The following is a 20,472-nucleotide window of genomic DNA, read 5'->3' on the forward strand; positions in this document are numbered from 1 at the left end:
TCTCTCCTGTCGGAGGGGACGGCCGCCTTCTGCGTGCGCGGGGGTCAGTTGCCGTGGGTGAGGGGGGTGAGGTCGGGGTCCTGGGTGGGGATGCGGGAGGTCCGGGGGGTGAGGCCGAAGGTGGTGAAGGCGGTGCGTTCGGGGAGGGGGTAGGGGTTGGTGCCGGTGAGGTCGTTGAGGATGGTGGCGCTGCGCCAGGCGGCGAGTCCGAGGTCGGGTGCGCCGACGCCGTGGGTGTGGCGTTCGGCGTTCTGTACGTAGACGTGGCCGGTGACGGTGGGGTCGAGGACGAGGCGGAAGCGGTCGTCGATGCGGGGGCGTTCGGAGGCGTCGCGGCGCAGATGGGGTTCGAGGCCGGCGAGGATGCGGCCGAGTGGGCGTTCGCGGTAGCCGGTGGCGAGGACGACGGCGTCGGTGGTGAGGCGGGTGCGGGTGTTCTGCTGGGTGTGTTCGAGGTGGAGCTCGATGCGGGTGTTGGTCATGCGCCCGGCGGTGCGTACGGAGACTCCGGGGGTGAGGGTGGTGTGGGGCCAGCCTCCGTGGAGGGTGCGGTGGTAGAGCTCGTCGTGGATGGCGGTGATGGTGTCGGTGTCGATGCCTTTGTGGAGTTGCCACTGCCGGGGGACGAGTTCGTCGCGTACGGGTTCGGGGAGGGCGTGGAAGTAGCGGGTGTAGTCGGGGGTGAAGTGTTCGAGGCCGAGTTTTGAGTACTCCATGGGGGCGAACGCCTGGGTGCGGGTGAGCCAGTGGAGGTTTTCGTGGCCGTGGGGGCGGGCGCGCAGGAGGTCGAGGAAGATCTCGGCGCCGGACTGTCCGGAGCCGATGACGGTGATGTGTTCGGCGTCGAGGAGTTCCTTCCGGTGGTGGAGGTAGTCGGCGGAGTGGATGACGGGGATGTTCTCGGCTTCGGCGAGGGGGCGGAGGGGTTCGGGGACGTGGGGTTCGGTGCCGATGCCGAGGGCGATGTTGCGGGCGTGGGTGCGGCCGAGTGCCTGGGCTTCGCCGTCGGTGTCGAGTTGGGTGAAGTCGATTTCGAAGAGTTGGTGCTGCTCGTTCCAGCGGATGGCGTCGATCTGGTGGTTGAAGTGGAGTCCGGGGAGTTGGTGGGTTACCCAGCGGCAGTAGGCGTCGTATTCGGCGCGTTGGATGTGGAAGCGTTCGGCGAAGTAGAAGGGGAAGAGCCGGTCGCGGCTGCGGAGGTAGTTGAGGAAGGTCCAGGGGTTGGTGGGGTCGGCGAGGGTGACGAGGTCGGCGAGGAAGGGGACTTGGAGGCTGGCTCCTTCGATGAGGAGGCCGGGGTGCCAGTGGAAGGCGGGGCGTTGTTCGTAGAAGGCGGTGGTGAGGGGGCGGTGGGTGGTGGGGATGCCGTGGGCGAGGGCGGCGAGGGAAAGGTTGAAGGGGCCGATGCCGATGCCTGCGAGGTCGTGCGGCTGGTCGGGGCCGGGGGTGGGGAGGTCGGTCATCGGGGGGTGTTGCCTTCCGCGAGGTCGTGGGTGAGCCGGTCGACGAGGTCGAGGAGGGTGCGGAGGTCGTCGGGGGTGGTGTGGGGGTTGAGGAGGGTGGCCTTGAGCCAGAGCCGGTTGTCGGTGTGGGCGCGGCCCAGTACGGCCTGGCCGCGGGTGAGGAGGGTGCGGCGGATGGTGGCGACGGTGTGGTCGTCGGCGTCGGTGGGGCGGAAGAGGACGGTGCTGATGGTGGGGCGGTCGTAGAGGTCGAGGGTGGGGGTTTTGGTGATGAGGTCGGCGAGGTGGTGGGCGGTGGTGAGGGTGCGGTCGATGAGGTCGGCGAGTCCGGTGCGGCCGAGGGCGCGGAGGGTGACGGCGATCTTGAGTGCGTCGGGACGGCGGGTGGTGCGCAGGGAGCGGCCGAGGAGGTCGGGGAGGCCGGCTTCGGTGTCGTCGTCGGCGTTGAGGTAGGGGGCGTGGTGGTGGAGCGGGTCGAGGTGGTGGCGGTGGGGGACGGCCAGGATGCCGGCGGGTGCGGGTTGCCAGCCGATCTTGTGGAGGTCGAGGGTGACGCTGTGGGCGCAGTCGAGGCCGTGGAGCTTGCCGCGGTGGGTGGGGCTGAAGAGGAGGGGGCCGCCGTAGGCGGCGTCGATGTGGAGTTCGGCGCCGTGGCGTTCGCAGAGGTCGGCGATGTCGGCGAGGGGGTCGATGCGGCCGGTGTCGGTGGTGCCCGCGGTGGCGGTGACGAGGAGGGGTGGCTGGAGTCGGGTGAGGGCCTCGTCGAGGGCGGTGAGGTCCATGACGCCGGTGGGGGCGGGGATGACGACGGGTCGGGGGAGGCCGAGGAGCCAGGCGGCGCGGGTGATGCTGTGGTGTGCGTTGGCGGCGTGGACGGTCTGTACGGGGCCGTTGCGTTCGCGGGCGAGGAGGAGGGCGAGCTGGTTGGCCTCGGTGCCGCCGGTGGTGATGAGGGCGTCGGGTGTGGGGCGGTGGGGGTAGACCTCGGCGGCGAGGGCACCGGTGACGTCGGCTTCGAGGGCGGAGGCGGCGGGTGCCTGGTCCCAGGAGTCCATGGAGGGGTTGAGGGCGCTGGCGGCGAGGTCGGCCGCGGCGGCGAGGGCGAGGGGTGGGGTGTGGAGGTGGGCGGTGCAGAGGGGGTGTGCGGGGTCCGCGGCACCTTCGGCGAGTGCGGTGACGAGGGTGCGCAGGGCGTCGTGGGGGCCGGTGCCGTGGTCGGGGATGACGGGGTGGGTGGCGGCGCGGGTGCGGGAGGTGACGGCGTCGGGCCCGCCGGCGGGGAGGGGGCCGTCGCGTCGGCGGTTTCCGTCGTGGAGTGCGGTGAGGACGGTGTCGAGGAGGGGGCGCAGTGCGGCGGGGCCGTCGGTGGATCCGGCGAGGGGCGGGGTGGGCATGGGTGGGGTGGCCCTTTCGGGTGCGCGGGGTTGGGCATGGGTGGACATGCCAGCCTGTCCGGGTTTTCCGTCGCGCGGCCGGGGAGTTCGGTGATCTGAACCCGAAAGAGGGATGGGGGCGGGGGTTTGGCGCTGCTGTCGGGTGTTGCGGTGGTATCGGTTCGTCGGACATGGGTGTGCCCGGCGCCTCCTTGTACGAGGGACGCCGGGCACGGGTGGGGCCGGTGTGAAGTTGTGGGGCCCGTGGGCCCGGTACGGGTTTGCAGGACCCGTGGCCCGGCCGTCGCGTGGGTCGGCCGGGCCGGTCGGGTCAGTGGGTGGTGCGTACGGTGAGGGCCCGGCGCAGGTCGTCGATCTGGTCGACGAGCTTGCGGCGCAGGGCGGGGGTGAGGGCTTCGTCGTCGAGGGCCTGCTCGCCGAGTCGGAGGTTCTCGGTGCCGATGGCGTGTGCCGGGAAGGCGTGGCGTCCCGCGGCTTCCGCGATGGCGGGGCCCCGGCGGGCGGCGAGCGCGGTGGCCTCGGGGTAGAAGCGGGGGACGTAGTCGCGTACCAGGTCGTCCTGTTCGGGCTGCCAGAAGCCCTGGGCGACGGCGGTGAAGAGGTAGTTGGAGAGGCTGTCGTCGTGGAACATGGCCTGCCAGGCGGCGGCCTTGGCCTCGGGGGTGGGGAAGGCGGCGCGGCAGCGGGCGGCGCCTTCCCGTCCGGTGGCGCTGGGGTCCTGTTCGAGTTCGGCGGCGATGGTGGCCTCGTCGGCGGCGCCGAGGACGGAGAGGCGGTTGAGGATGCGCCAGCGGAGTTCGGGGTCGAGTTCGGGGCCGCCGGGGACGGTGCCGTTGGTGAGCCAGTCGTGGATGGTGTCGGGCTGGGTGGCGGCGTCGATGAGGTGGCGTACGGCGATGAGGCGCAGGCCGGGGTTGTGGCCGTCCTCGGTGCGGCGGATGAGGTCGCGGCACAGGGAGGTGATGACGGCGAGGGCGGCGGGGCGCTTCTCGGGGGCCACGTAGTGGTCGGCGACGTGGGTGTGGGCGAAGGCGAGTACGCCCTGGGCGAGGGCGAGGTCGGTCTCGTGCGGCAGGTGGGTGCGGGCCGCCTCGAGGTAGGTGGTGGGGGCGAGTTCGCCGTCGCGGACCATGTCGCGGGCGGCGTTCCAGATGACGGCGCGGGTCAGCGGGTCGGGTACGCCGGACAGGCCGGTGAGGACGGTGTCCCAGGAGCGGTTGTCGAGGCGGATCTTGGCGTAGCCGAGGTCCTTGTCGTTGATGACGAGGAGTGCGGGGCGCCGGCCGGACAGGGCTTCGGCGGTGCCGTCGGCGGGGACGTCGATCTCGAACCGCTCGCGCAGGACGAGGGGGGTGATGCCGGTGGGGTTGTGGGTGTCCGGGTCGTGGTCGTAGGCGCCGACCGCGATGCGGTGGGGGCGGCTGCCGTCGCGGTCGACGGCGAGGGTCCAGGTGCCGTCGGATTCCTGGACGCGGGCGGTGAGGGTGTCGACCCCGGTGGTGCGCAGCCAGGTCTCGGCCCAGGTGTGGACGTCGCGGTCGGTGGCCGAGGCGAGGTTGTCGATGAAGTCGGCGAGGGTGGCGTTGGCGAACTTGTGGCGGGCGAAGTGGGTGTTGATGCCGGCCAGGAAGTCCTTCTCGCCGAGCCAGGCGACGAGCTGGCGCAGGGCGGAGGCGCCCTTGGCGTAGGAGATGCCGTCGAAGTTGAGCAGGGCGGACGCGGTGTCGGGGACGGCGTCCGGGTCGGGGGCGACGGGGTGGGTGGAGGGGCGCTGGTCGGCGTCGTATCCCCAGCCCTTGCGGGCGACGCCGAAGTCGACCCAGGTGTCGGTGAAGGAGGTGGCCTCGGAGAGGATCTGGTAGCCCATGTACTCGGCGAAGGACTCGTTGAGCCAGATGTCGTCCCACCAGGCGAGGGTGACGAGGTCGCCGAACCACATGTGGGCCATCTCGTGGGCGATGACCATGCCGCGGGTCTGGCGTTCGGTGTCGGTGACGGCGGAGCGGTAGATGAACTCGTCGCGGAAGGTGACGAGGCCGGGGTTCTCCATGGCACCGGCGTTGAATTCCGGGACGAACGCCTGGTCGTAGGAGTCGAAGGGGTAGGGCTCCTCGAACTTCTCGTGGAAGCGGTCGAAGCAGGCCTTGGTGATGTCGAGGATCTCGTCGGCGTCCGCGTCGAGGTGGGGGGCCAGGGAGCGGCGGCAGTGGATGCCGAAGGGCAGTCCGGCGTGCTCGGTGGTCACGGAGTGCCAGGGGCCCGCGGCGACGGCGACGAGGTAGGTGGAGATCAGGGGGGTGGCGGCCAGGGTCCAGCGGCCGTCCCCGCGGTGCTCGGAGATGCCGTTGCCGAGGACGCTCCAGCCTTCGGGGGCGGTGACGGCGAGTTCGAAGACGGACTTGAGGTCGGGCTGGTCGAACGCGGCGAAGACGCGCTGGACGTCCTCCATGAAGAGCTGGGTGTAGACGTAGGTCTCGCCGTCGGTGGGGTCGGTGAAGCGGTGCATGCCTTCACCGGTGCGGGAGTAGTTCATGACCGCGTCGACGCGCAGTTCGTGGGCGCCTGCGGTGAGCCCGGTGAGCGGGAAGCGGTTCTCGACGAGGCCGGCGGGGTCGAGGGGCTGTCCGTCGAGACTGATCGAGCGCAGGGTGGCCGGCTTGAGCTCGACGAAGGTGTCTCCGGCCGCGGCGGCGGTGAACTGGATGACCGTGCGGGAGTCGAAGGTCTCCTCCCCCACGGTCAGATCGAGGTCGATCGTGTACTTGTGTACGTCGAGGAACTGGGCTCGGGTCTGCGCTTCGTCGCGCGTCAGTACGGACATGCGTCCATGCTGCCGTACGTCGTGGGCGTGCCGCAGGGGGGTTCTCCCAGGGCTGACCGGAACCCTGCGGCGGCTCCGGTGCGGGGTGTCCGGTGGGATGTGTTGTGCGGGGTGTTCGATGGGGAGCGTGTTGTGCGGGGCGTGCCCGGTGGGGAGCGTGTTGTACGGGTGGTCAGTCCCGGTCGCCCCGGAAACTCCGGTACTCGTCGTTCATCAGGTCCCAGAAGGAGCGGTGGCGGACGGCTCCCGGCAGCCAGTGGGCGAGGTACCAGGCCTCCCATTCGCCGTCGGGCGTGACGACGCACGGGTTGAGCAGGTAGACGTCGCCGCTTTCCGGGGTGTGGCTGATCTTGAGCATGTGGCTCAGGTACTCGGTCCGGACGGCGCAGCAGTCCTGTTCGTCGCCGTAGACAAAGTACTCCTCGTCGGGTACCTCGTCCGCCGTCGTGCCGCCGTCCCAGCCCTCGATCAGTTCCGGGTCGAGGTCCCTGACCCAGCCGATCTCCCGGGTGGACAGGAGCTGTGCGATCTCGTCGGTCGTGTCGAGCCATCCGTCGCTGGTGCCCAGGAACTCCCGGTAGCTCGGGGGGAGGCGGACTCCCAGGCGCTGTTCGAGGGCGGCGAGTTCCTCCGGGGTCGCTCCGGTGGTGCCCAGCCACCGGGCCGCCCGTATCCCGGCCGGGAAGGGTTCGGCCCTCTCCTGCTCGTGCCGTACCGGGTCCAGCCATGCGTCGCTCCAGCGCTGGAGCAGGTCGCGCCACGGGTGGGTGGTGGGCCGGTGCTCGGGGTGTTCCTTCTCGGTGGCAGGCATGTCCGGAGGGTACGTGGGGGCACCGGCACCCCGGCCGGGGTGCCGTGGGCGGTGGCGGGGTCCGCAACCGTGGGGGGTGGGGGTGCGTCCCGGCTTGGGACGGGTGTGACGGGTCGGGCGATCGGGGCGGACGGTGGGCGGAGCGGTGGTGGGGGCGGGCGGGCGTCGGCGGGTGGTGGGAGTGGTGCCGTGGGGGGTGGCGGCGGGGGCGGTCGCGTGGTGTCTCGTGGGGATGTGGCGTGCCGCGCGGCTGGAGAACTACCCCTGGAACGTCTGGACGCCGATCGGTTACGGGGCGGTCAAGGGGGTGTTCCTGGGGCTGCTGGCGGGTGGGTGCGCGGTGCTGGCGCTGCGGGTCGGCCGGGCCGACGGGAGCCGGGCGGGGCGGTTCGCGGGGCTCGTGTTCGGTGGTGGGCTGCTGGGCGGTCTGGTGCCGGGGACGTTGCGGGACTTCCTGGGTGATCCGCAGCCCCGGACCCTGTACTACTTCGACGGCCCGCGGCCCGAATCGGAGTGGTACTGGCGGCCGTTGTTGTCGGAGTGGGGGATGTGCACGGTGCTGCCGGCGCTGGGGTGCGCGGTGCTGTCGACCGCGGGTGCGCTGGTGTCGCTCCGGTCCGCGCGCCGCGAGAGCCCGGGGTGGGTGGTGCCGGCCCTGGTCGGGGTGGTGCTGCTGGTCCTGCCGGAGTGGGCGGCCGACGGGCTGCCCGCTCCGGAGGGCAATGGTGATCACGTCAATGAGTCGGCCACGGCCGGGCTCGTCGTCCTGGCCACGGGGATCGGGCTGCTGGTGACCGCCGGGGTGGTGCGGTCCGTGCGCGGGCGGTCGGCCCGGCGGGGCGGGGTCCTGCCGCGGGGTCCGGCGTCGGACCGGACGGCGGGTGGCGTTCCGCCCCGTGTGCCGGGCGTCCCCGGGCTCAGGCCCGCTCCTCCGTCGCGGACTCCTCCGCGATCCGCTCGTGATGGCGGATGACCTCCGCCACGATGAAGTTCAGCAGCTTCTCCGCGAAGGCCGGGTCCAGGTGCGCGCTCTCCGCCAGTTGTCTCAGTCGGGTGATCTGGCGGCTCTCGCGGGCCGGGTCCGCCGGGGGCAGGTGGTGGGCGGCCTTGAGGTGGCCGACCTGCTGGGTGCACTTGAAGCGCTCGGCGAGCATGTGGACGACAGCGGCGTCGATGTTGTCGATGCTCTGGCGCAGCCGGTTCAGTTCCGCGCTCACGGACTCGTCGATGTCCCTCGTGGTCATGGTCAGCGAGCTTACGGCCTCGGGGACGGCGGGGAGCAGGCCGCCCGCCGTCGCCCGGACGGTCAGCCCGCCGGGCCGGGGGTGATGATCGTCGGAGGGTTCTCCGGGCCGGGGACCCGGTCGCTCCAGCCGCCGGGGACGTTGCGGCCCTGCTGTTCGCGGAAGCGGACCGGGGCGGTGCCGACCCGACGGGCGAAGAGACGGGAGAAGTACGCCGGGTCGTCGTATCCGACGCGACGGGCGACGGCGGCGACCGGCAGGTCCGTGGCGGCGAGGAGTTCCTTGGCCCGGCCGAGCCGGATGCCGAGGAGGTAGTCCTTGGGGCTGCATCCGGCGCCCCGGCGGACCGCCGTGCGCAGTTCGGCGGGGGTCATGCCGTGCCGGGCGGCGTGTTCGGCGACGGACAGCGGCTGGAAGGCGTCGCGGGCGAGGGCCTGCAGGACCGGGTCGCCGTCGGGGCTGACGTCGGCGCGGGCCCGGCGCAGGGCGACGAGGAGTTCGTGGACGGCGGCGCCGGTCTCGACCTCCAGCAGCGGGTTGCCGCGCCGGGCGGCCCGTACCATCCGGCCCACCGCGGCGCGTGGGCCGGCCGTGTCGGCGAGCGGGACGAGCGGGCGGTCCGGCTCGATGTAGCCGAGTTCGGTGTAGGTGGCGGTGGCGGGTCCGGTGAAGTCGACGAAGCTCTCGTCCCAGCCGGTGCCGGGGTCGGCGCCGTAGTGGTGCGGGGTGCCGGGGGTGAGCCAGATCAGGCTGGGGCCGACGACGGGCATCCGGCGGCCGTCGGGGCCGGTGAACCAGCCGGTGCCGGAGTTGATGACGACGGCCACGTGGTGGTCCAGGGTGCGCGGGCCGACGGTGGGCAGCGCGCCGTGCTGGAGCCCCACGCCCAGGCAGACGAGTCCCAGCCGGTGGTGGAGCGGGCTGGGCGTGAAGAAGCGCATCCAGGTGTGGTACATCGGTTTTCCCTCCTCCCCCGCGGTCGTGCCGGTCCGGTGCGGTGCCGCCCCGGTCCGGTCTCCGTGTTCGAACAATTGTGTCCAAACAGCAGTGATCTTTGTCCATGGACCGGTCGGGCGCCAGGGGCGAGAGTGGGTGGCATCCTTCCCCCCGGGTTCGCCCGCTCCGTGGTGCGTGCCGTCGTACGGGCCCGGTGGCGGCGGCGTTCCGGGGACCGCACGCACAGGAGAGTTACGAGCACGATGGCTGACTTCACCGTGGGGGACGACCACTTCCGGCTCGACGGGAAGCCCGTACGGCTGCTGTCGGGGGCCCTGCACTACTTCCGGGTGCACGAGGCGCAGTGGGACCACCGGCTGGCGATGCTGCGCGCCATGGGTCTCAACTGTGTCGAGACGTACGTGCCGTGGAATCTGCACGAGCCGCAGCCGGGGCAGTTTCGGGACGTGGCGGCGCTGGGCCGGTTCCTGGACGCGGCGCAGCGGGCCGGGCTGTGGGCGATCGTCCGGCCGGGTCCGTACATCTGTGCCGAGTGGGAGAACGGCGGGCTGCCGGTGTGGGTGACGGGGCGGTTCGGGCGCCGGGTGCGGACCCGTGACGCGGAGTACCTGGAGACGGTGGAGCGGTGGTTCTCGGCGCTGCTGCCGCAGGTGGTGCAGCGGCAGATCGGGCGCGGCGGTCCGGTGATCATGGTTCAGGCGGAGAACGAGTACGGGAGCTACGGCACCGACCGGGTCTATCTGCGGCGGGTGGTGGGGATGCTGCGGGAGCGCGGGGTGACCGTTCCGCTGTTCACCTCCGACGGGCCGGAGGACCACATGCTCACGGGTGGTTCCGTGCCGGGACTGCTCGCCACGGCGAACTTCGGGTCGGGTGCGCAAAAGGCGTTCGAGGTGCTGCGCCGCCACCAGCCGAAGGGGCCGCTGATGTGCATGGAGTTCTGGTGCGGCTGGTTCGAGCACTGGGACGCCGAGCCGATCGTGCGGGGGCCGGAGCAGGCGGCCGGGGAGCTGCGGGAGGTCCTGGAGTGCGGGGCCTCGGTGAACATCTACATGGCGCACGGAGGGACGAATTTCGCCGGGTGGGCGGGGGCCAACCGGTCGGGTCCGTATCAGGACCGGGATTTCGAGCCGACGGTGACGTCGTACGACTACGACGCGCCGATCGACGAGTACGGGCGTCCCACGGAGAAGTTCTGGCGGTTCCGCGAGGTGCTCGCCGAGTACGCGGAGGGACCGGTTCCGGAGCTTCCGCCGGTGCCCGTCGGGCCGGCCGGGCCGGTGCGGGCGGAGCTGACGGGGCGGGCGTCGCTGGACGCGGTGCTGGAGGTGCTGGGCGACGAGGAGTCGGCGCCCTCGGGGGTCGCGCCGACCTTCGAGGAGCTGGGGGTCGACCGGGGTCTGGTGCGTTACCGGGTGGACGTGCCGGGGCCGCGCCGGCCGTACGCCCTCGGTGTGTCGGGGCTCCGGGACCGGGCCGTGGTGTACGTGGACGGGGTCCGGGCGGGTGTGCTGAGCGAGGCGGACGACACGCTGGACGAGCCGGTGGCCGGTCCCGCGGAGGTCGAGCTGTGGGTGGAGTCGCTGGGCCGGGTCAATTACGGGCCGCGGCTCGGCGAGCCCAAGGGGATCACCGGCGGGGTGCTGCACGAGCGGCAGTATCTGCACGGGGTGCGGGCCCGTGCGCTGCGGCTGGCGGCGTTCGAGGAGCCGGACGCGGTGGCCGGGGTCCCCTTCGGGGAGGTCGGGGAGGCCGGGGCGACCGGGTTGTTCCGGGGGACGTTCGAGTTCACCGGGGTGTCCGGGGTGGGGCACGCGGGGCTCGAACTGCCGGGCTGGACACGCGGGTTCGTGTGGGTGAACGGCTTCTGTCTGGGGCGCTACTGGTCGGTGGGCCCGCAGCGGACGCTGTACGTGCCGGGTCCGGTGCTGCGGGAGGGCCTCAACGAGGTGTGGGTGCTGGAGCTGGAGGGCTCGGGCGCGCCGTACGCGGAGCTGGGGTCGGGGGTGCCCGTCCGGACGGGCACCCCCGGGGATGTTCAGGTGTGACGTGTGCACCGGTGCTGCGGCTGCCGGGGCCGGTGGGACTCGGGTACCGGCCCCGGGGTGGCCGGGTCCGGGCCGGAGCACGGCCGCTCGGGTCCTGGCGTGGCCGTGGTCCGGGTGCCGGACACCGGCCGGCAGCCGCCCGGCCCCGGTCGGCTCACGGCCGCCGGTGCCGGGGTCGGGCCGCCGGGGTCAGAGCGTGGCCGCGGCGGACGCGATCTGGGAGGCGAACGTCGAGACCTCGGTGTACACACCGGGGTAGCCGGCCCTGGCGCAGCCCTGGCCCCAGCTGACGATGCCCACCTGGATCCAGGCTCCGGCGCTGTCCCTGCGGAACATGGGGCCGCCGGAGTCGCCCTGGCAGGTGTCCACGCCGCCGGTGTCGATCAGTCCGGCGCAGATCTCCTCGCCGGGGACGAGGTCGCCGCCGTACGCGTCCTGGCAGTCGGCGTCGGAGACGAACGGCACGGTGGCCTTGAGCAGGTAGCGCTGCTGGCCGCCGCCCTCGGTCGCCGCGCCCCAGCCGGCGATGGTGAAGGTGCCGTTGTTGTACGCGGTGCTGGTGGCGATCTTCAGGGTCGGCTGGTTGATCGGCTGGGCGAGCTTGATCAGCGCCCAGTCCTTGCCCTGGCCGTTGTAGCCGGGGGCCTGGAGGACCTTGGTGGAGCGGACCTTGACGGCGCTGGAGGACTGGAGGTCGACCACGCCGCCGGTGGCGGTGATGGAGGTGTCGTTGCCCGAGCCGTCCACGCAGTGCGCGGCGGTGAGGACGATGTCCTTGGCGTACAGGGCGCCGCCGCAGCCCATCGACAGCCGGACCATGAACGGGAACTCGCCCTGTGCCGCGCGGGTTCCGCCGACGACCGGGTTGGGGGCCGCGGAGGCGCCGGCGGGCTGGAGGCTGACCGCCGCGAGGACCACGGCGGCTATGACGGAACATCTCTTCACGGCACGCAGAAGCTGCTTCAAGGGATTTCCTTCTTTCGTGGGGGGTGTTCGTGGGGGGGTGCGTGGGGGTGCTGTGCCCTGCCGGGGGTGCGACCGCGGGCGGCGCGGCACCGCGACACGCCGTTAGTCATGCCCTCGACAAAGCCTGGTTCGGATTATCCGGAAATGATCACCGGGCCCACAAGGATCACTTTCCGGCCAATTCCCGTCCGGGATCGCCCGCTTGATCGTCCGCGGGGCGGTGGTGGCGCCCCTGGAGCGGGCTCCCGGCACCCCCGGGGCGTTACGGTGAGGACCGGGGACCGCACGGACGGGGGTGGGACGTGACGGACGACGACGGGAACGGCGGCCGGGGCGGCGGCCCGGTGGTTCACGGCTTCCCGCACCTCGAAACCGTCCGGTCCGCGATCACCTCGCTGTACCGGCGGCTCTCGTGCGACGGCGTCCGCGCCTACGCCACCAGCCTCGTCCCGGCCGACGCCGCCTTCGACGACCGGGACGACCTGCACCTCGGCGCCCAGCGGGTGGCGCGGGCCGTGGTCCGGCACCTGCGGCTGCCGGACGCCCGCATGATCGTGGCCTTCCGGACGATGGAGCACGCCGCGGCCGTCGAACTGACGGCGGGGCCCGAGTACTTCGTCGAGCTCAACGACCGCTTCCGCACCCACCGCAGGGACATCGGCGCCGCGCTCGCGCACGAGGCCACGCACGTGCTGCTGCACCGCCTGGGCCTGGAGTTCCCCGGCACGCGCGACAACGAGATCCTCACCGACACCGTGACGACGTACCTGGGCGCGGGCTGGCTGCTGCTCGACGCCTTCCGCGAGGACGGGGTCTCCAGCCAGAAGCTCGGCTACCTCACGCCGGAGGAGTTCGGGTACGTCCTCGCCAAGCGGGCGCTCGCCCTCGACGAGGACCCGTCCCCGTGGTTCACCAGTCCGCAGGCCTACACCGCCTACGGCAAGGGGTACGCGCGGGCGCTCCGGGACCTCCGGCAGCCACCCCTCGCGGCCGCCGGGTGGGCGGCCCGCCGCCGCTACGCCAAGGACCGGCGGCACGCCCGCGGCCACCCGGGCACGGCCCCGTCCCCCGATGTCCCGTACGCCTTCGACAGCGGCCCGCAGGGACTCCGGGTCTCCTTCGGCTGCCCCGTCTGCCACCAGCGCATCCGGGTGCCGGTGCGCGGCCGGGTACGGGTCCGCTGCGGGCTGTGCCATACAGTCCTGGACTGCGACACCTGAACCGAGCGAGAGACACTGGGGGCGCGGCATGCAGATGTCCGATGCCGGACGGTCGTGGCTGCTGGATTCCGTGGTCGGCGTGGTCCTCACCTGGGACGAGTCCCCCGCACCGGCCGCCCGTCGGCTGGACGCCCTGCTGCGCGGGGCGACGCCGCACGAGGTGATGCGGCTGGAATCCGACTACCGGGGCCGTCGTCACAGTCTCGGGGTCCTCTGCCCCGGGGTCCTGGCCGACGACGGCATCCCGGCCGACGACTGCTTCACGGATGACCGCGGGGAAGCGGCCGGCGAAGGGGAGACGGGCGACGGCACCGTGCCCGGCCGGTACGGTCCGGCCGTGGCGGCCCTGATGTCGTTCGACCGGTCCGGGCACCTCCGGGAGACCGGTGTCGCCCGACTCGCCGGGAGCCGGGACCCCTTCGTGCTCCCCTTCCTCCTGCTGCGGCTGAACGACCCGGTCGAGCAGGTGCGGGACCTCGCCCGGGACGCGGTCGCCACCCGCCTGGACCCCGGCCACGTGGACCTCCTGGTCCAGCTCCTGCCGCTACTCGACGGGCTGCGCGGCCGACGCCGGGCGGGGCGTCTGCTGGCCTCGGTGGAGGACCTGCTCCACCGGCACGGCACGGTGGCGCTGTGGCGCGGGGCGCGATCGGACGATTCCCCGGTGCGTGCGAGCTGTCTGCGCCGGCTGGCCCGGACCGAGCCGGTCGCGGCCGTCGGGACGGCCTTCGCGTCCCGGGAGCCCTCGTTGTGGCAGTGGGGTGCCCGCGTCGCCACCTCCTCGCGCCTGGCACCGGCCGAACAGGACGCGCTGCTCCCGCACCTGGAGGCCAGCAGCAACCCCCGCATCCGGCTGCGGGCGCTGCGGGCCCGGGCCCGGCAGCCGCACGGCGAGGTCCATCTGCGCCGGGCCATGCTCGACCCGGACGCCAGGATCCGCTACCACGCCCGCGCCACCCTGTACGCCCGCGGGCACACGGATCTCGCGCCGGGGGTGTACCGCGACGCCCTGGCACCGGCCCGGGTGCCGGACGCGACCGCCGTGGGCGCGCTCGGCGGGCTGTCCGACCTGGGCGGCGCGTGCGACGTGCCGCGGATACTGGACTTCACGGCCCACCCCAGGGCACGCGTGCGCGCCGAGGCCTGGCGCGCCCTGAGCATCCTGGCCCCGTCGGAAGTGGCCGCCAGGATCGACCGGTTGGCCGCCGACCCCAGCAGCAAGGTGCGGCGCCATCTCCCGCGGCGGCACCCCGCGCAGACCCCTCCCGCCGAAGACGGCGCGGGTCGGTCCGGGGAGGCGCGGGAGGGACCGTCGGCCGCCGTCCGCTAAGGACGCGGGAGGCGGGGCGGGCGGGGCGGCGGCGGGCCGGCGAGGGGGCAGTGGGTGCCGGTGTAGATCGTCGGCATGCACTTGTTGCAGTGGATGCACAGGGAGCGGGTCCGCGGCCGCTCCCTCATCCGGTTCACCAGGTCCGGTTCGCGCAGGAGCGCGCGGGCCATGGCCACGTACTCGAAGCCCTCCGCCATGGCCTGTTCGACGGTCGCCCGGCGGGTGATGCCGCCGAGCAGGATCAGCGGGAGGCTCAGCTCGGCCCTGAACTGGCGGGCCGAGGGCAGCAGGAACGCCTCCTCGTACGGGTAGGAGCGCAGGAACCTGCCGCCGGCCAGGCGGATGCCCAGCCGTGCGGGCCGGGGGAAGACCGCGGCGAACTCGGTGAGCGGCGCGTCGCCGCGGAACAGGTACATCGGGTTGAACAGGGAGCTCCCGGCGGTCAGTTCGAGGGCGTCGACCGTGCCGTCCTCCTGGAGCCGGCGGGCGACCTGAAGGCTTTCGTCGAGCCAGAGGCCTCCGGGCACCCCGTCGTCCATGTTGAGCTTGGCGGTGATCGCGACGGCGCTGCCGACCTCGTCGCGCACGGCGCGGGCGATGCCGAGGGCGACCTTGGCGCGGTTGTCGAGGCTGCCCCCGTAGGCGTCGTCGCGGCGGTTGAGCCGACGGCTGAGGAACGAGCTGGCCAGGTAGTTGTGGCCGAAGTGCAGTTCGACCGCGTCGAATCCGGACTCGACGGCCAGCCGGGCGGCCTCGGCGTGGGCGCGGACGACCCGGGCGATGTCCTCGGCGGTCGCCGCCCGTGTCATCCGCATGCCGAGCGGGCTGGGGAACCGTCCGGGGGCGAGCGCCGGGAGCCGGTTGGACCGGGCGTCGGCGACCGGCCCCGCGTGGCCGAGCTGGGCGCTGATCGCGGCGCCCTCGCGGTGCACGGCGTCGGTGAGCCGGCGCAGCCCCGGCACCGCCTCGGGGCGCATCCAGATCTGCCGGCGCTCGGTGCGGCCCTCGGGGGCGACGGCGCAGTACGCGACGGTGGTCATGCCGACTCCGCCCGCGGCGGGGCGGCGGTGGTACGCGATCAGTTCGTCGGTGACCAGGCCGTCGGGCGTCACGCCCTCGAAGGTGGCGGACCTGATGAAGCGGTTGCGCAGGGTGAGGGGCCCCAGACGGGCGGGCGCGAAGGGGTCCGGTGCGGCCGGTACGGGGGCGGGTGGCTGAGGGGGCATGCGGGTCTCCGATGGGTGTGGGGGCTGGGGGCGGGGTTCCGGGACGGCCTGTGGCCGGGGCGCGACGGCACGTACGCCGGGCGGACCGCCCGGCGCACGACCACGCGTACGGCGAACGACGAACGGCGCGCGTACGGCGAAGGGTGCGCGCCCGCGCAATGCGGGGCGGGTCGCCCGAAGGCCCCGGGCGGCCCGTCCCTCAGCCGCCGCCCTGCCCCGCCCCGTACACCGGCCGGGGCGGTTCCGCCTCGGCGAGGAGTTTGCGCACCGCCTCCCCCGCGTCCGCCGGGGCCCATCGCGCGCCCCGGTCCGTGGTGGGGCCGGGGCGCCAGCCCTCCATCACCGTGAGCCGGCCTGCCTCCGCCTCGAAGACCCGTCCGGTGACCCCGTCGCTCGCGGCCGAGCCGAGCCACACCACCAGCGGGGACACGTTCTCCGGGGCCATCGCGTCGAAGCCGCCGCCCTCGGGGGCCGCCATCGCCCCGGCGAACGTCCGCTCGGTCATCCGGGTGCGGGCCGCCGGGGCGATGGCGTTGACCTGGATCCCGTACCGGCCCAGTTCCGCGGCGGCGACCAGGGTGAGGCCCACGACGCCCGCCTTCGCGGCGGAGTAGTTGCCCTGCCCGACGCTGCCGAGCAGCCCCGCGCCCGAGCTGGTGTTGACCACCCGGGCGACCGGTGCGCGGCCCGCCTTCGTCTCGGCCCGCCAGTGCTCGGCCGCGTACCGCAACGGCAGGAAGTGGCCCTTGAGGTGGACCCGTATCACGGCGTCCCAGTCGGCCTCGGACAGGTTCACCAGCATCCGGTCGCGCAGGAATCCCGCGTTGTTGACCAGGGTGTCCAGCCGTCCGAAGCTCTCCAGCGCGGTCCGGACCAGGGACTCGGCCCCCTCGGCCGTGGCGATGTCGCCCCCGTGGGCCACCGCCTCGCCGCCCGTTGCCACGATCTCGTCGGCCACCTGCCGGGCCGGACCGGCCGACCCCCCGTCGCCGCCGGGGCCGACGCCCAGGTCGTTGACCACCACCCGGGCCCCCTCGGCGGCGAAGGCGAGCGCGTGGGCCCGGCCGAGCCCCCGTCCGGCGCCGGTCACGATCACGACGCGCCCCCCGCACAGTCCCCCGGCGCCCTTCCTGTTCCCCGTGCCGTCCCGTCCCTCACTGCTCGCGGTCATCACACATCTCCTTGTTGGCGATGCGGTGGCAGGCTGCTACCTTCCACACCTAACAAATGTTTGGTGGAAAGGTAGCTGATTCGCTCATGGGTGTCTCCACCACGAGCCCCGACAGGGGCATCCGTCTCGTCACGGTCGACCACCCGCCCGTCAACGCCCTTCCCGTGCGGGGCTGGTACGAACTCGCCGACGCGCTCCGGGCGGCGGGCCGCGATCCCGGTGTCCGCTGCGTCGTGCTGGCCGCCGCCGGGCGCGGGTTCAACGCGGGCGTCGACATCAAGGAGATCCAGCGCGACACCGGGCACGGGGCCCTGCTCGGTGCCAACCGGGGCTGCTACGAGGCGTTCGCCGCCGTGTACGAGTGCGAGGTCCCGGTCGTCGCCGCGGTGCACGGCTTCTGCCTCGGCGGCGGCATCGGCCTGGTCGGCAACGCGGACGCGATCGTGGCGAGCGACGACGCGACGTTCGGCCTGCCCGAGCTGGACCGGGGCGCGCTCGGCGCGGCGACCCATCTCGCCCGGCTCGTGCCCCAGCACCTGATGCGCGCGCTCTACTACACCTCGCGCACCGCCACCGCCGCCGAGCTGCACGCCCACGGCTCGGTCTGGAGGGTCGTGCCGCGCGACGGGCTCATGGCCGCCGCGCTGGAGCTGGCGGGCGAGATCGCCCGCAAGGACGGCACCCTGATCCGGCTGGCCAAGGCCGCCATCAACGGCATCGACCCGGTGGACGTGCGCCGCAGCTACCGCTTCGAGCAGGGCTTCACCTTCGAGGCCAATCTCGGCGGGGTCGCGGACCGGGTCCGCGACTCCTTCGGCAGGGAGGAACGACCATGACCGGAACCGACCCCCGGCCCGACACCGGCACGAGGACCGGTGCGAGGACCGACAAGACCATGACCGTGCAGGACGTCGTCTCCCGGCTCAGCAGCGGGATGACGATCGGCATCGGCGGCTGGGGCTCGCGCCGCAAGCCGATGGCCCTGGTGCGGGCACTGCTCCGCTCCCCCGTCACCGATCTCACCGTGATCTCCTACGGCGGCCCCGACGTGGGGCTGCTCGCCGCCGCCGGCAGGATCCGGAAGCTGGTCGCGGCCTTCGCCACCCTCGACTCGATCCCGCTCGAACCCCACTTCAGGGCGGCCCGTCAGCGCGGCGCGTTCGAGCTGATGGAGGTCGACGAGGCCATGTTCATGTGGGGGCTGCACGCCGCCGCGAACCGGCTGCCGTTCCTCCCCGTCCGCGCCGGTCTCGGCTCGGACGTGATGCGGGTCAACCCCGGCCTGCGCACGGTCGTCTCGCCGTACGCGGACGGCGAGGAGTTCGTCGCGATGCCCGCCCTGCGGATGGACGCCGCGCTGGTCCACCTGAACCGCGCCGACCGCTTCGGCAACGGCCAGTACCTCGGCCCCGACCCGTACTTCGACGACCTGTTCTGCGAGGCGGCCAACACCGCGTACGTCTCCTGCGAACGCCTCGTGGACACCGCCGAGTTGACCGAGAAGGCCGCCCCGCAGACCCTCCTGGTCAAGCGGCACTCCGTCACCGGTGTCGTCGAGACCCCCGGCGGCGCGCACTTCACCTCCTGCGTGCCCGACCACCCGCGCGACGAGGCGTTCCAGAAGGAGTACGCGACCGCCGCCGCCGATCCCGCCGCCTGGGCAGCCTTCACCGAGCGCTTCCTGCCCGCGGACGGCGACGAGAACAGCTACCGGTCGGCCGTCCGGGCCTGGCACGAGGAGCGGGAATGACCACCACGAACGGCACGTCCACCGAAACGTCCGCCAACCCGTCCACCGGCTCGTCCGCCGGTCCCGTCACCCGGGCCGAGTACTGCGTGATCGCCTGCGCCGACGCCTGGCGCGGCGACGGCGAGGTGCTCGCCAGCCCCATGGGGATCATCCCGTCCGTCGGGGCCCGGCTCGCCCGGCTCACCTTCTCGCCCGACCTGCTGCTCACCGACGGCGAGGCGCTGGTCGTCGGCCCGGACGGCACCACTGAGGGCTGGCTGCCGTACCGGCTGCACCTGGCCATGGTCACCGGCGGCCGGCGGCACGTGATGATGGGGGCGAGCCAGATCGACCGGTTCGGCAACCAGAACATCTCCTGCATCGGCGACTGGGAGCGGCCCGCCCGGCAGCTGCTCGGGGTGCGCGGCGCCCCGGTCAACACCTTGAACAACCCGGTCAGTTACTGGGTGCCGAGGCACTCCCCGCGGGTCTTCGTCGAACGCGTCGACATGGTCTGCGGGGTGGGTTACGACAACGCCGCCGCGGCCGGCCCGTCCGCGACCCGCCACCACCGCATCCCCCGGGTCGTCACCGATCTCTGCGTCCTCGACTTCGCCACCCCGGACCGCTCGATGCGGCTGGCCTCGCTGCACCCCGGCGTCACCGTCGAGCAGGTCCGCGCGGCCACCGGTTTCCCGCTCGCGGCCCCGGACGGGGTCCCGTGCACCCGGGAGCCTACGGCGGAGGAACTGCGCCTGATCCGCGAGGTCGTCGATCCGCGGGGCACCCGGAACCGGGAGGTCGGGTCCTGATGCGCACCGCGTTCACGGAGCTCGTCGGCGTCCGCCACCCCATCGTGCAGACCGGCATGGGCTGGGTCGCGGGCCCCCGGCTGGTCTCCGCGACGGCCCGGGCGGGCGCCCTGGGCATCCTGGCCTCCGCGACGATGACCACCGAGCGGCTGCGGGCGGCGGTGCGGGAGGTCAAGTCCCGTACGGACGAGCCGTTCGGGGTCAATCTGCGCGCCGACGCCGGGGACGCGCGCGAGCGGGTGCGGATCATCATCGACGAGGGCGTGGCGGTGGCGTCCTTCGCGCTGGCCCCGTCGAAGGCGCTCATCGCGGAGCTGAAGGACGCGGGCGTGGTCGTGATCCCGTCGATCGGCGCCCGGCGGCATGCCGAGAAGGTCGCGGCGTGGGGTGCGGACGCGGTGATCGTGCAGGGCGGCGAGGGCGGCGGGCACACCGGCGAGGTGGCCACCACCGTGCTGCTGCCGCAGGTCGTCGACGCCGTGGACATCCCGGTGGTCGCGGCGGGCGGTTTCCACGACGGGCGGGGCCTGGTCGCGGCGCTGGCGTACGGGGCGGCGGGCATCGCGATGGGCACGCGCTTCCTGCTGACGTCGGACTCGACCGTGCCGGACGCGGTGAAGGCGCGCTATCTGGCGGCGGGCGTCAAGGACGTCACGGTCACCACGGCCGTGGACGGGCTGCCGCACCGGATGCTGCGCACGGAGATGGTCGCCGCGCTGGAACACGCGGGCCGGGCACGGGCGTTGGCGCAGGCGGTGCGCCGGGCGGCGGGCTTCCGGCGGACCTTCGGCATCGGCTGGTCCCGGATGGTGCGCGACGGTCTCGCGATGAAGCACGGCAAGGACCTGTCCTGGAGCCAGGTCCTGCTGGCCGCCAACACGCCGATGCTCCTGAAGGCGTCCATGGTCGACGGCCGGACGGATCTGGGCGTGATGGCGTCGGGCCAGGTGGCGGGCCTCATCGAGGACCTGCCCAGCTGTGCGGAGCTGGTGGAACGGGTGATGGCGCAGGCCCACGCGGCACTGGGCGCGCTGCCGCCCGCCGGGGCCCCGGCGGGCTGAGGGGGCGGGAGGGGCACCGGTGGCCACCGGTGCCCCTCCCGTACGGTCACGCGACCCTGCGGCCGCGCCCCGCCGTCGCACCGCCGCGCCCGGCACCGGAACGCCCGGCACCGGAGCCGCCGCCCCTTCTTCCCCGCCGTCTTCCCGTACGGCGTGGTGAAGCTGGAGGACGAGCACGTCGACTTCCGGATGTACAAACTGGGCGACAGCACGGTCATG

The 20,472-nt window shown here is 73.2% G+C and carries 17 protein-coding genes; 8 read left to right on the forward strand and 9 right to left on the reverse strand.

The window, feature by feature from the left end:
• Nucleotides 1–44: 44 nt before the first annotated feature.
• The 4 genes from ABZZ04_RS26665 to ABZZ04_RS26680 form a co-directional block, all read right to left on the reverse strand.
• Nucleotides 45–1,463 carry a SidA/IucD/PvdA family monooxygenase gene (locus ABZZ04_RS26665; protein WP_356934743.1) on the reverse strand — a complete coding sequence of 473 codons (1,419 nt, stop codon included), beginning with the start codon at nt 1,461–1,463 and terminating at the stop codon, nt 45–47.
• Nucleotides 1,460–2,857, reverse strand: a complete 1,398-nt coding sequence (locus tag ABZZ04_RS26670; protein WP_356934744.1) for an aminotransferase class V-fold PLP-dependent enzyme — start codon at nt 2,855–2,857, stop codon at nt 1,460–1,462. Before ABZZ04_RS26670 ends, ABZZ04_RS26665 begins: the two co-directional genes overlap by 4 nt.
• Nucleotides 2,858–3,167: 310 nt before the next feature.
• A complete protein-coding gene (gene pepN, locus ABZZ04_RS26675; RefSeq protein WP_356934745.1) occupies nt 3,168–5,678 on the reverse strand; it encodes an aminopeptidase N in 2,511 nt (836 codons plus the stop codon).
• A 172-nt stretch (nt 5,679–5,850) separates the two neighbouring features.
• Entirely contained in the window at nt 5,851–6,489 is a 639-nt protein-coding gene (locus ABZZ04_RS26680; protein WP_356934746.1) for an SMI1/KNR4 family protein, read from the reverse strand.
• Between the two features lie 226 nt (nt 6,490–6,715).
• Here ABZZ04_RS26680 and ABZZ04_RS26685 point away from each other — a divergent pair, with 226 nt between their 5' ends.
• Nucleotides 6,716–7,462 carry a hypothetical protein gene (locus ABZZ04_RS26685; RefSeq protein ID WP_356934747.1) on the forward strand — a complete coding sequence of 249 codons (747 nt, stop codon included), beginning with the start codon at nt 6,716–6,718 and terminating at the stop codon, nt 7,460–7,462.
• Here the strand turns inward: ABZZ04_RS26685 and ABZZ04_RS26690 are convergent.
• Together ABZZ04_RS26690 and ABZZ04_RS26695 are read right to left on the reverse strand one after the other, a co-directional pair.
• A complete protein-coding gene (locus ABZZ04_RS26690) occupies nt 7,407–7,733 on the reverse strand; it encodes a chorismate mutase (protein ID WP_356934748.1) in 327 nt (108 codons plus the stop codon). The two genes, ABZZ04_RS26685 and ABZZ04_RS26690, sit on opposite strands and share 56 nt — an antisense overlap.
• 62 nt (nt 7,734–7,795) lie before the next feature.
• Entirely contained in the window at nt 7,796–8,689 is an 894-nt protein-coding gene (locus ABZZ04_RS26695; protein WP_356934749.1) for an AraC family transcriptional regulator, read from the reverse strand.
• 243 nt (nt 8,690–8,932) lie between these two features.
• Here ABZZ04_RS26695 and ABZZ04_RS26700 point away from each other — a divergent pair, with 243 nt between their 5' ends.
• Complete coding sequence (locus ABZZ04_RS26700; protein WP_356934750.1) at nt 8,933–10,738, forward strand: beta-galactosidase family protein; 1,806 nt, start codon at nt 8,933–8,935, stop codon at nt 10,736–10,738.
• A 189-nt stretch (nt 10,739–10,927) separates the two neighbouring features.
• On the opposite strand, the gene ABZZ04_RS26705 is transcribed toward ABZZ04_RS26700, so the two are convergent.
• A complete protein-coding gene (locus tag ABZZ04_RS26705) occupies nt 10,928–11,704 on the reverse strand; it encodes a serine protease (RefSeq protein ID WP_356934751.1) in 777 nt (258 codons plus the stop codon).
• A gap of 302 nt (nt 11,705–12,006) precedes the next feature.
• Between ABZZ04_RS26705 and ABZZ04_RS26710 the strand changes: the two genes are divergently transcribed.
• Complete coding sequence (locus ABZZ04_RS26710) at nt 12,007–12,924, forward strand: hypothetical protein (protein WP_356934752.1); 918 nt, start codon at nt 12,007–12,009, stop codon at nt 12,922–12,924.
• A 28-nt stretch (nt 12,925–12,952) separates the two neighbouring features.
• Nucleotides 12,953–14,254 carry a hypothetical protein gene (locus tag ABZZ04_RS26715; protein WP_356934753.1) on the forward strand — a complete coding sequence of 434 codons (1,302 nt, stop codon included), beginning with the start codon at nt 12,953–12,955 and terminating at the stop codon, nt 14,252–14,254.
• On the opposite strand, the gene ABZZ04_RS26720 is transcribed toward ABZZ04_RS26715, so the two are convergent.
• Both ABZZ04_RS26720 and ABZZ04_RS26725 read right to left on the reverse strand, forming a co-directional pair.
• The gene (locus ABZZ04_RS26720; protein WP_356934754.1) at nt 14,251–15,480 is read right to left on the reverse strand and encodes an NADH:flavin oxidoreductase; all 1,230 of its coding nucleotides are present in this window, start codon (nt 15,478–15,480) and stop codon (nt 14,251–14,253) included. The two genes, ABZZ04_RS26715 and ABZZ04_RS26720, sit on opposite strands and share 4 nt — an antisense overlap.
• A gap of 199 nt (nt 15,481–15,679) precedes the next feature.
• The gene (locus ABZZ04_RS26725) at nt 15,680–16,651 is read right to left on the reverse strand and encodes an SDR family oxidoreductase (protein WP_356934755.1); all 972 of its coding nucleotides are present in this window, start codon (nt 16,649–16,651) and stop codon (nt 15,680–15,682) included.
• 86 nt (nt 16,652–16,737) lie between these two features.
• Here ABZZ04_RS26725 and ABZZ04_RS26730 point away from each other — a divergent pair, with 86 nt between their 5' ends.
• Genes ABZZ04_RS26730 through ABZZ04_RS26745 form a run of 4 tightly spaced genes read left to right on the forward strand, consistent with a single transcriptional unit; the run spans nt 16,738 to nt 20,253 of the window.
• A complete protein-coding gene (locus ABZZ04_RS26730) occupies nt 16,738–17,487 on the forward strand; it encodes an enoyl-CoA hydratase family protein (RefSeq protein ID WP_356934756.1) in 750 nt (249 codons plus the stop codon).
• A complete protein-coding gene (locus ABZZ04_RS26735; RefSeq protein WP_356934757.1) occupies nt 17,484–18,401 on the forward strand; it encodes a CoA-transferase in 918 nt (305 codons plus the stop codon). The genes ABZZ04_RS26730 and ABZZ04_RS26735 overlap by 4 nt, the downstream gene beginning before the upstream one ends.
• Complete coding sequence (locus ABZZ04_RS26740; RefSeq protein ID WP_356934758.1) at nt 18,398–19,192, forward strand: CoA-transferase; 795 nt, start codon at nt 18,398–18,400, stop codon at nt 19,190–19,192. Before ABZZ04_RS26735 ends, ABZZ04_RS26740 begins: the two co-directional genes overlap by 4 nt.
• Nucleotides 19,192–20,253, forward strand: a complete 1,062-nt coding sequence (locus ABZZ04_RS26745) for a nitronate monooxygenase (RefSeq protein ID WP_356934759.1) — start codon at nt 19,192–19,194, stop codon at nt 20,251–20,253. Before ABZZ04_RS26740 ends, ABZZ04_RS26745 begins: the two co-directional genes overlap by 1 nt.
• Nucleotides 20,254–20,472 lie beyond the last annotated feature (219 nt).

The sequence above is a fragment of the Streptomyces sp. NPDC006435 genome, from assembly GCF_040612315.1.
In the GTDB taxonomy this organism is placed as follows: Bacteria; Actinomycetota; Actinomycetes; order Streptomycetales; family Streptomycetaceae; genus Streptomyces.

Excerpts from the sequence above, each read along its gene's own strand:
- ABZZ04_RS26665 (WP_356934743.1), bottom strand. The coding sequence starts at position 1,463 with ATGACCGACCTCCCCACCCCCGGCCCCGACCAGCCGCACGACCTCGCA.
- ABZZ04_RS26670 (WP_356934744.1), bottom strand. The coding sequence starts at position 2,857 with ATGCCCACCCCGCCCCTCGCCGGATCCACCGACGGCCCCGCCGCACTG.
- pepN (WP_356934745.1), bottom strand. The coding sequence starts at position 5,678 with ATGTCCGTACTGACGCGCGACGAAGCGCAGACCCGAGCCCAGTTCCTC.
- ABZZ04_RS26680 (WP_356934746.1), bottom strand. The coding sequence starts at position 6,489 with ATGCCTGCCACCGAGAAGGAACACCCCGAGCACCGGCCCACCACCCAC.
- ABZZ04_RS26690 (WP_356934748.1), bottom strand. The coding sequence starts at position 7,733 with ATGACCACGAGGGACATCGACGAGTCCGTGAGCGCGGAACTGAACCGG.
- ABZZ04_RS26695 (WP_356934749.1), bottom strand. The coding sequence starts at position 8,689 with ATGTACCACACCTGGATGCGCTTCTTCACGCCCAGCCCGCTCCACCAC.
- ABZZ04_RS26700 (WP_356934750.1), top strand. The coding sequence starts at position 8,933 with ATGGCTGACTTCACCGTGGGGGACGACCACTTCCGGCTCGACGGGAAG.
- ABZZ04_RS26715 (WP_356934753.1), top strand. The coding sequence starts at position 12,953 with ATGCAGATGTCCGATGCCGGACGGTCGTGGCTGCTGGATTCCGTGGTC.
- ABZZ04_RS26720 (WP_356934754.1), bottom strand. The coding sequence starts at position 15,480 with ATGCCCCCTCAGCCACCCGCCCCCGTACCGGCCGCACCGGACCCCTTC.
- ABZZ04_RS26725 (WP_356934755.1), bottom strand. The coding sequence starts at position 16,651 with ATGACCGCGAGCAGTGAGGGACGGGACGGCACGGGGAACAGGAAGGGC.
- ABZZ04_RS26730 (WP_356934756.1), top strand. The coding sequence starts at position 16,738 with ATGGGTGTCTCCACCACGAGCCCCGACAGGGGCATCCGTCTCGTCACG.
- ABZZ04_RS26735 (WP_356934757.1), top strand. The coding sequence starts at position 17,484 with ATGACCGGAACCGACCCCCGGCCCGACACCGGCACGAGGACCGGTGCG.
- ABZZ04_RS26740 (WP_356934758.1), top strand. The coding sequence starts at position 18,398 with ATGACCACCACGAACGGCACGTCCACCGAAACGTCCGCCAACCCGTCC.
- ABZZ04_RS26745 (WP_356934759.1), top strand. The coding sequence starts at position 19,192 with ATGCGCACCGCGTTCACGGAGCTCGTCGGCGTCCGCCACCCCATCGTG.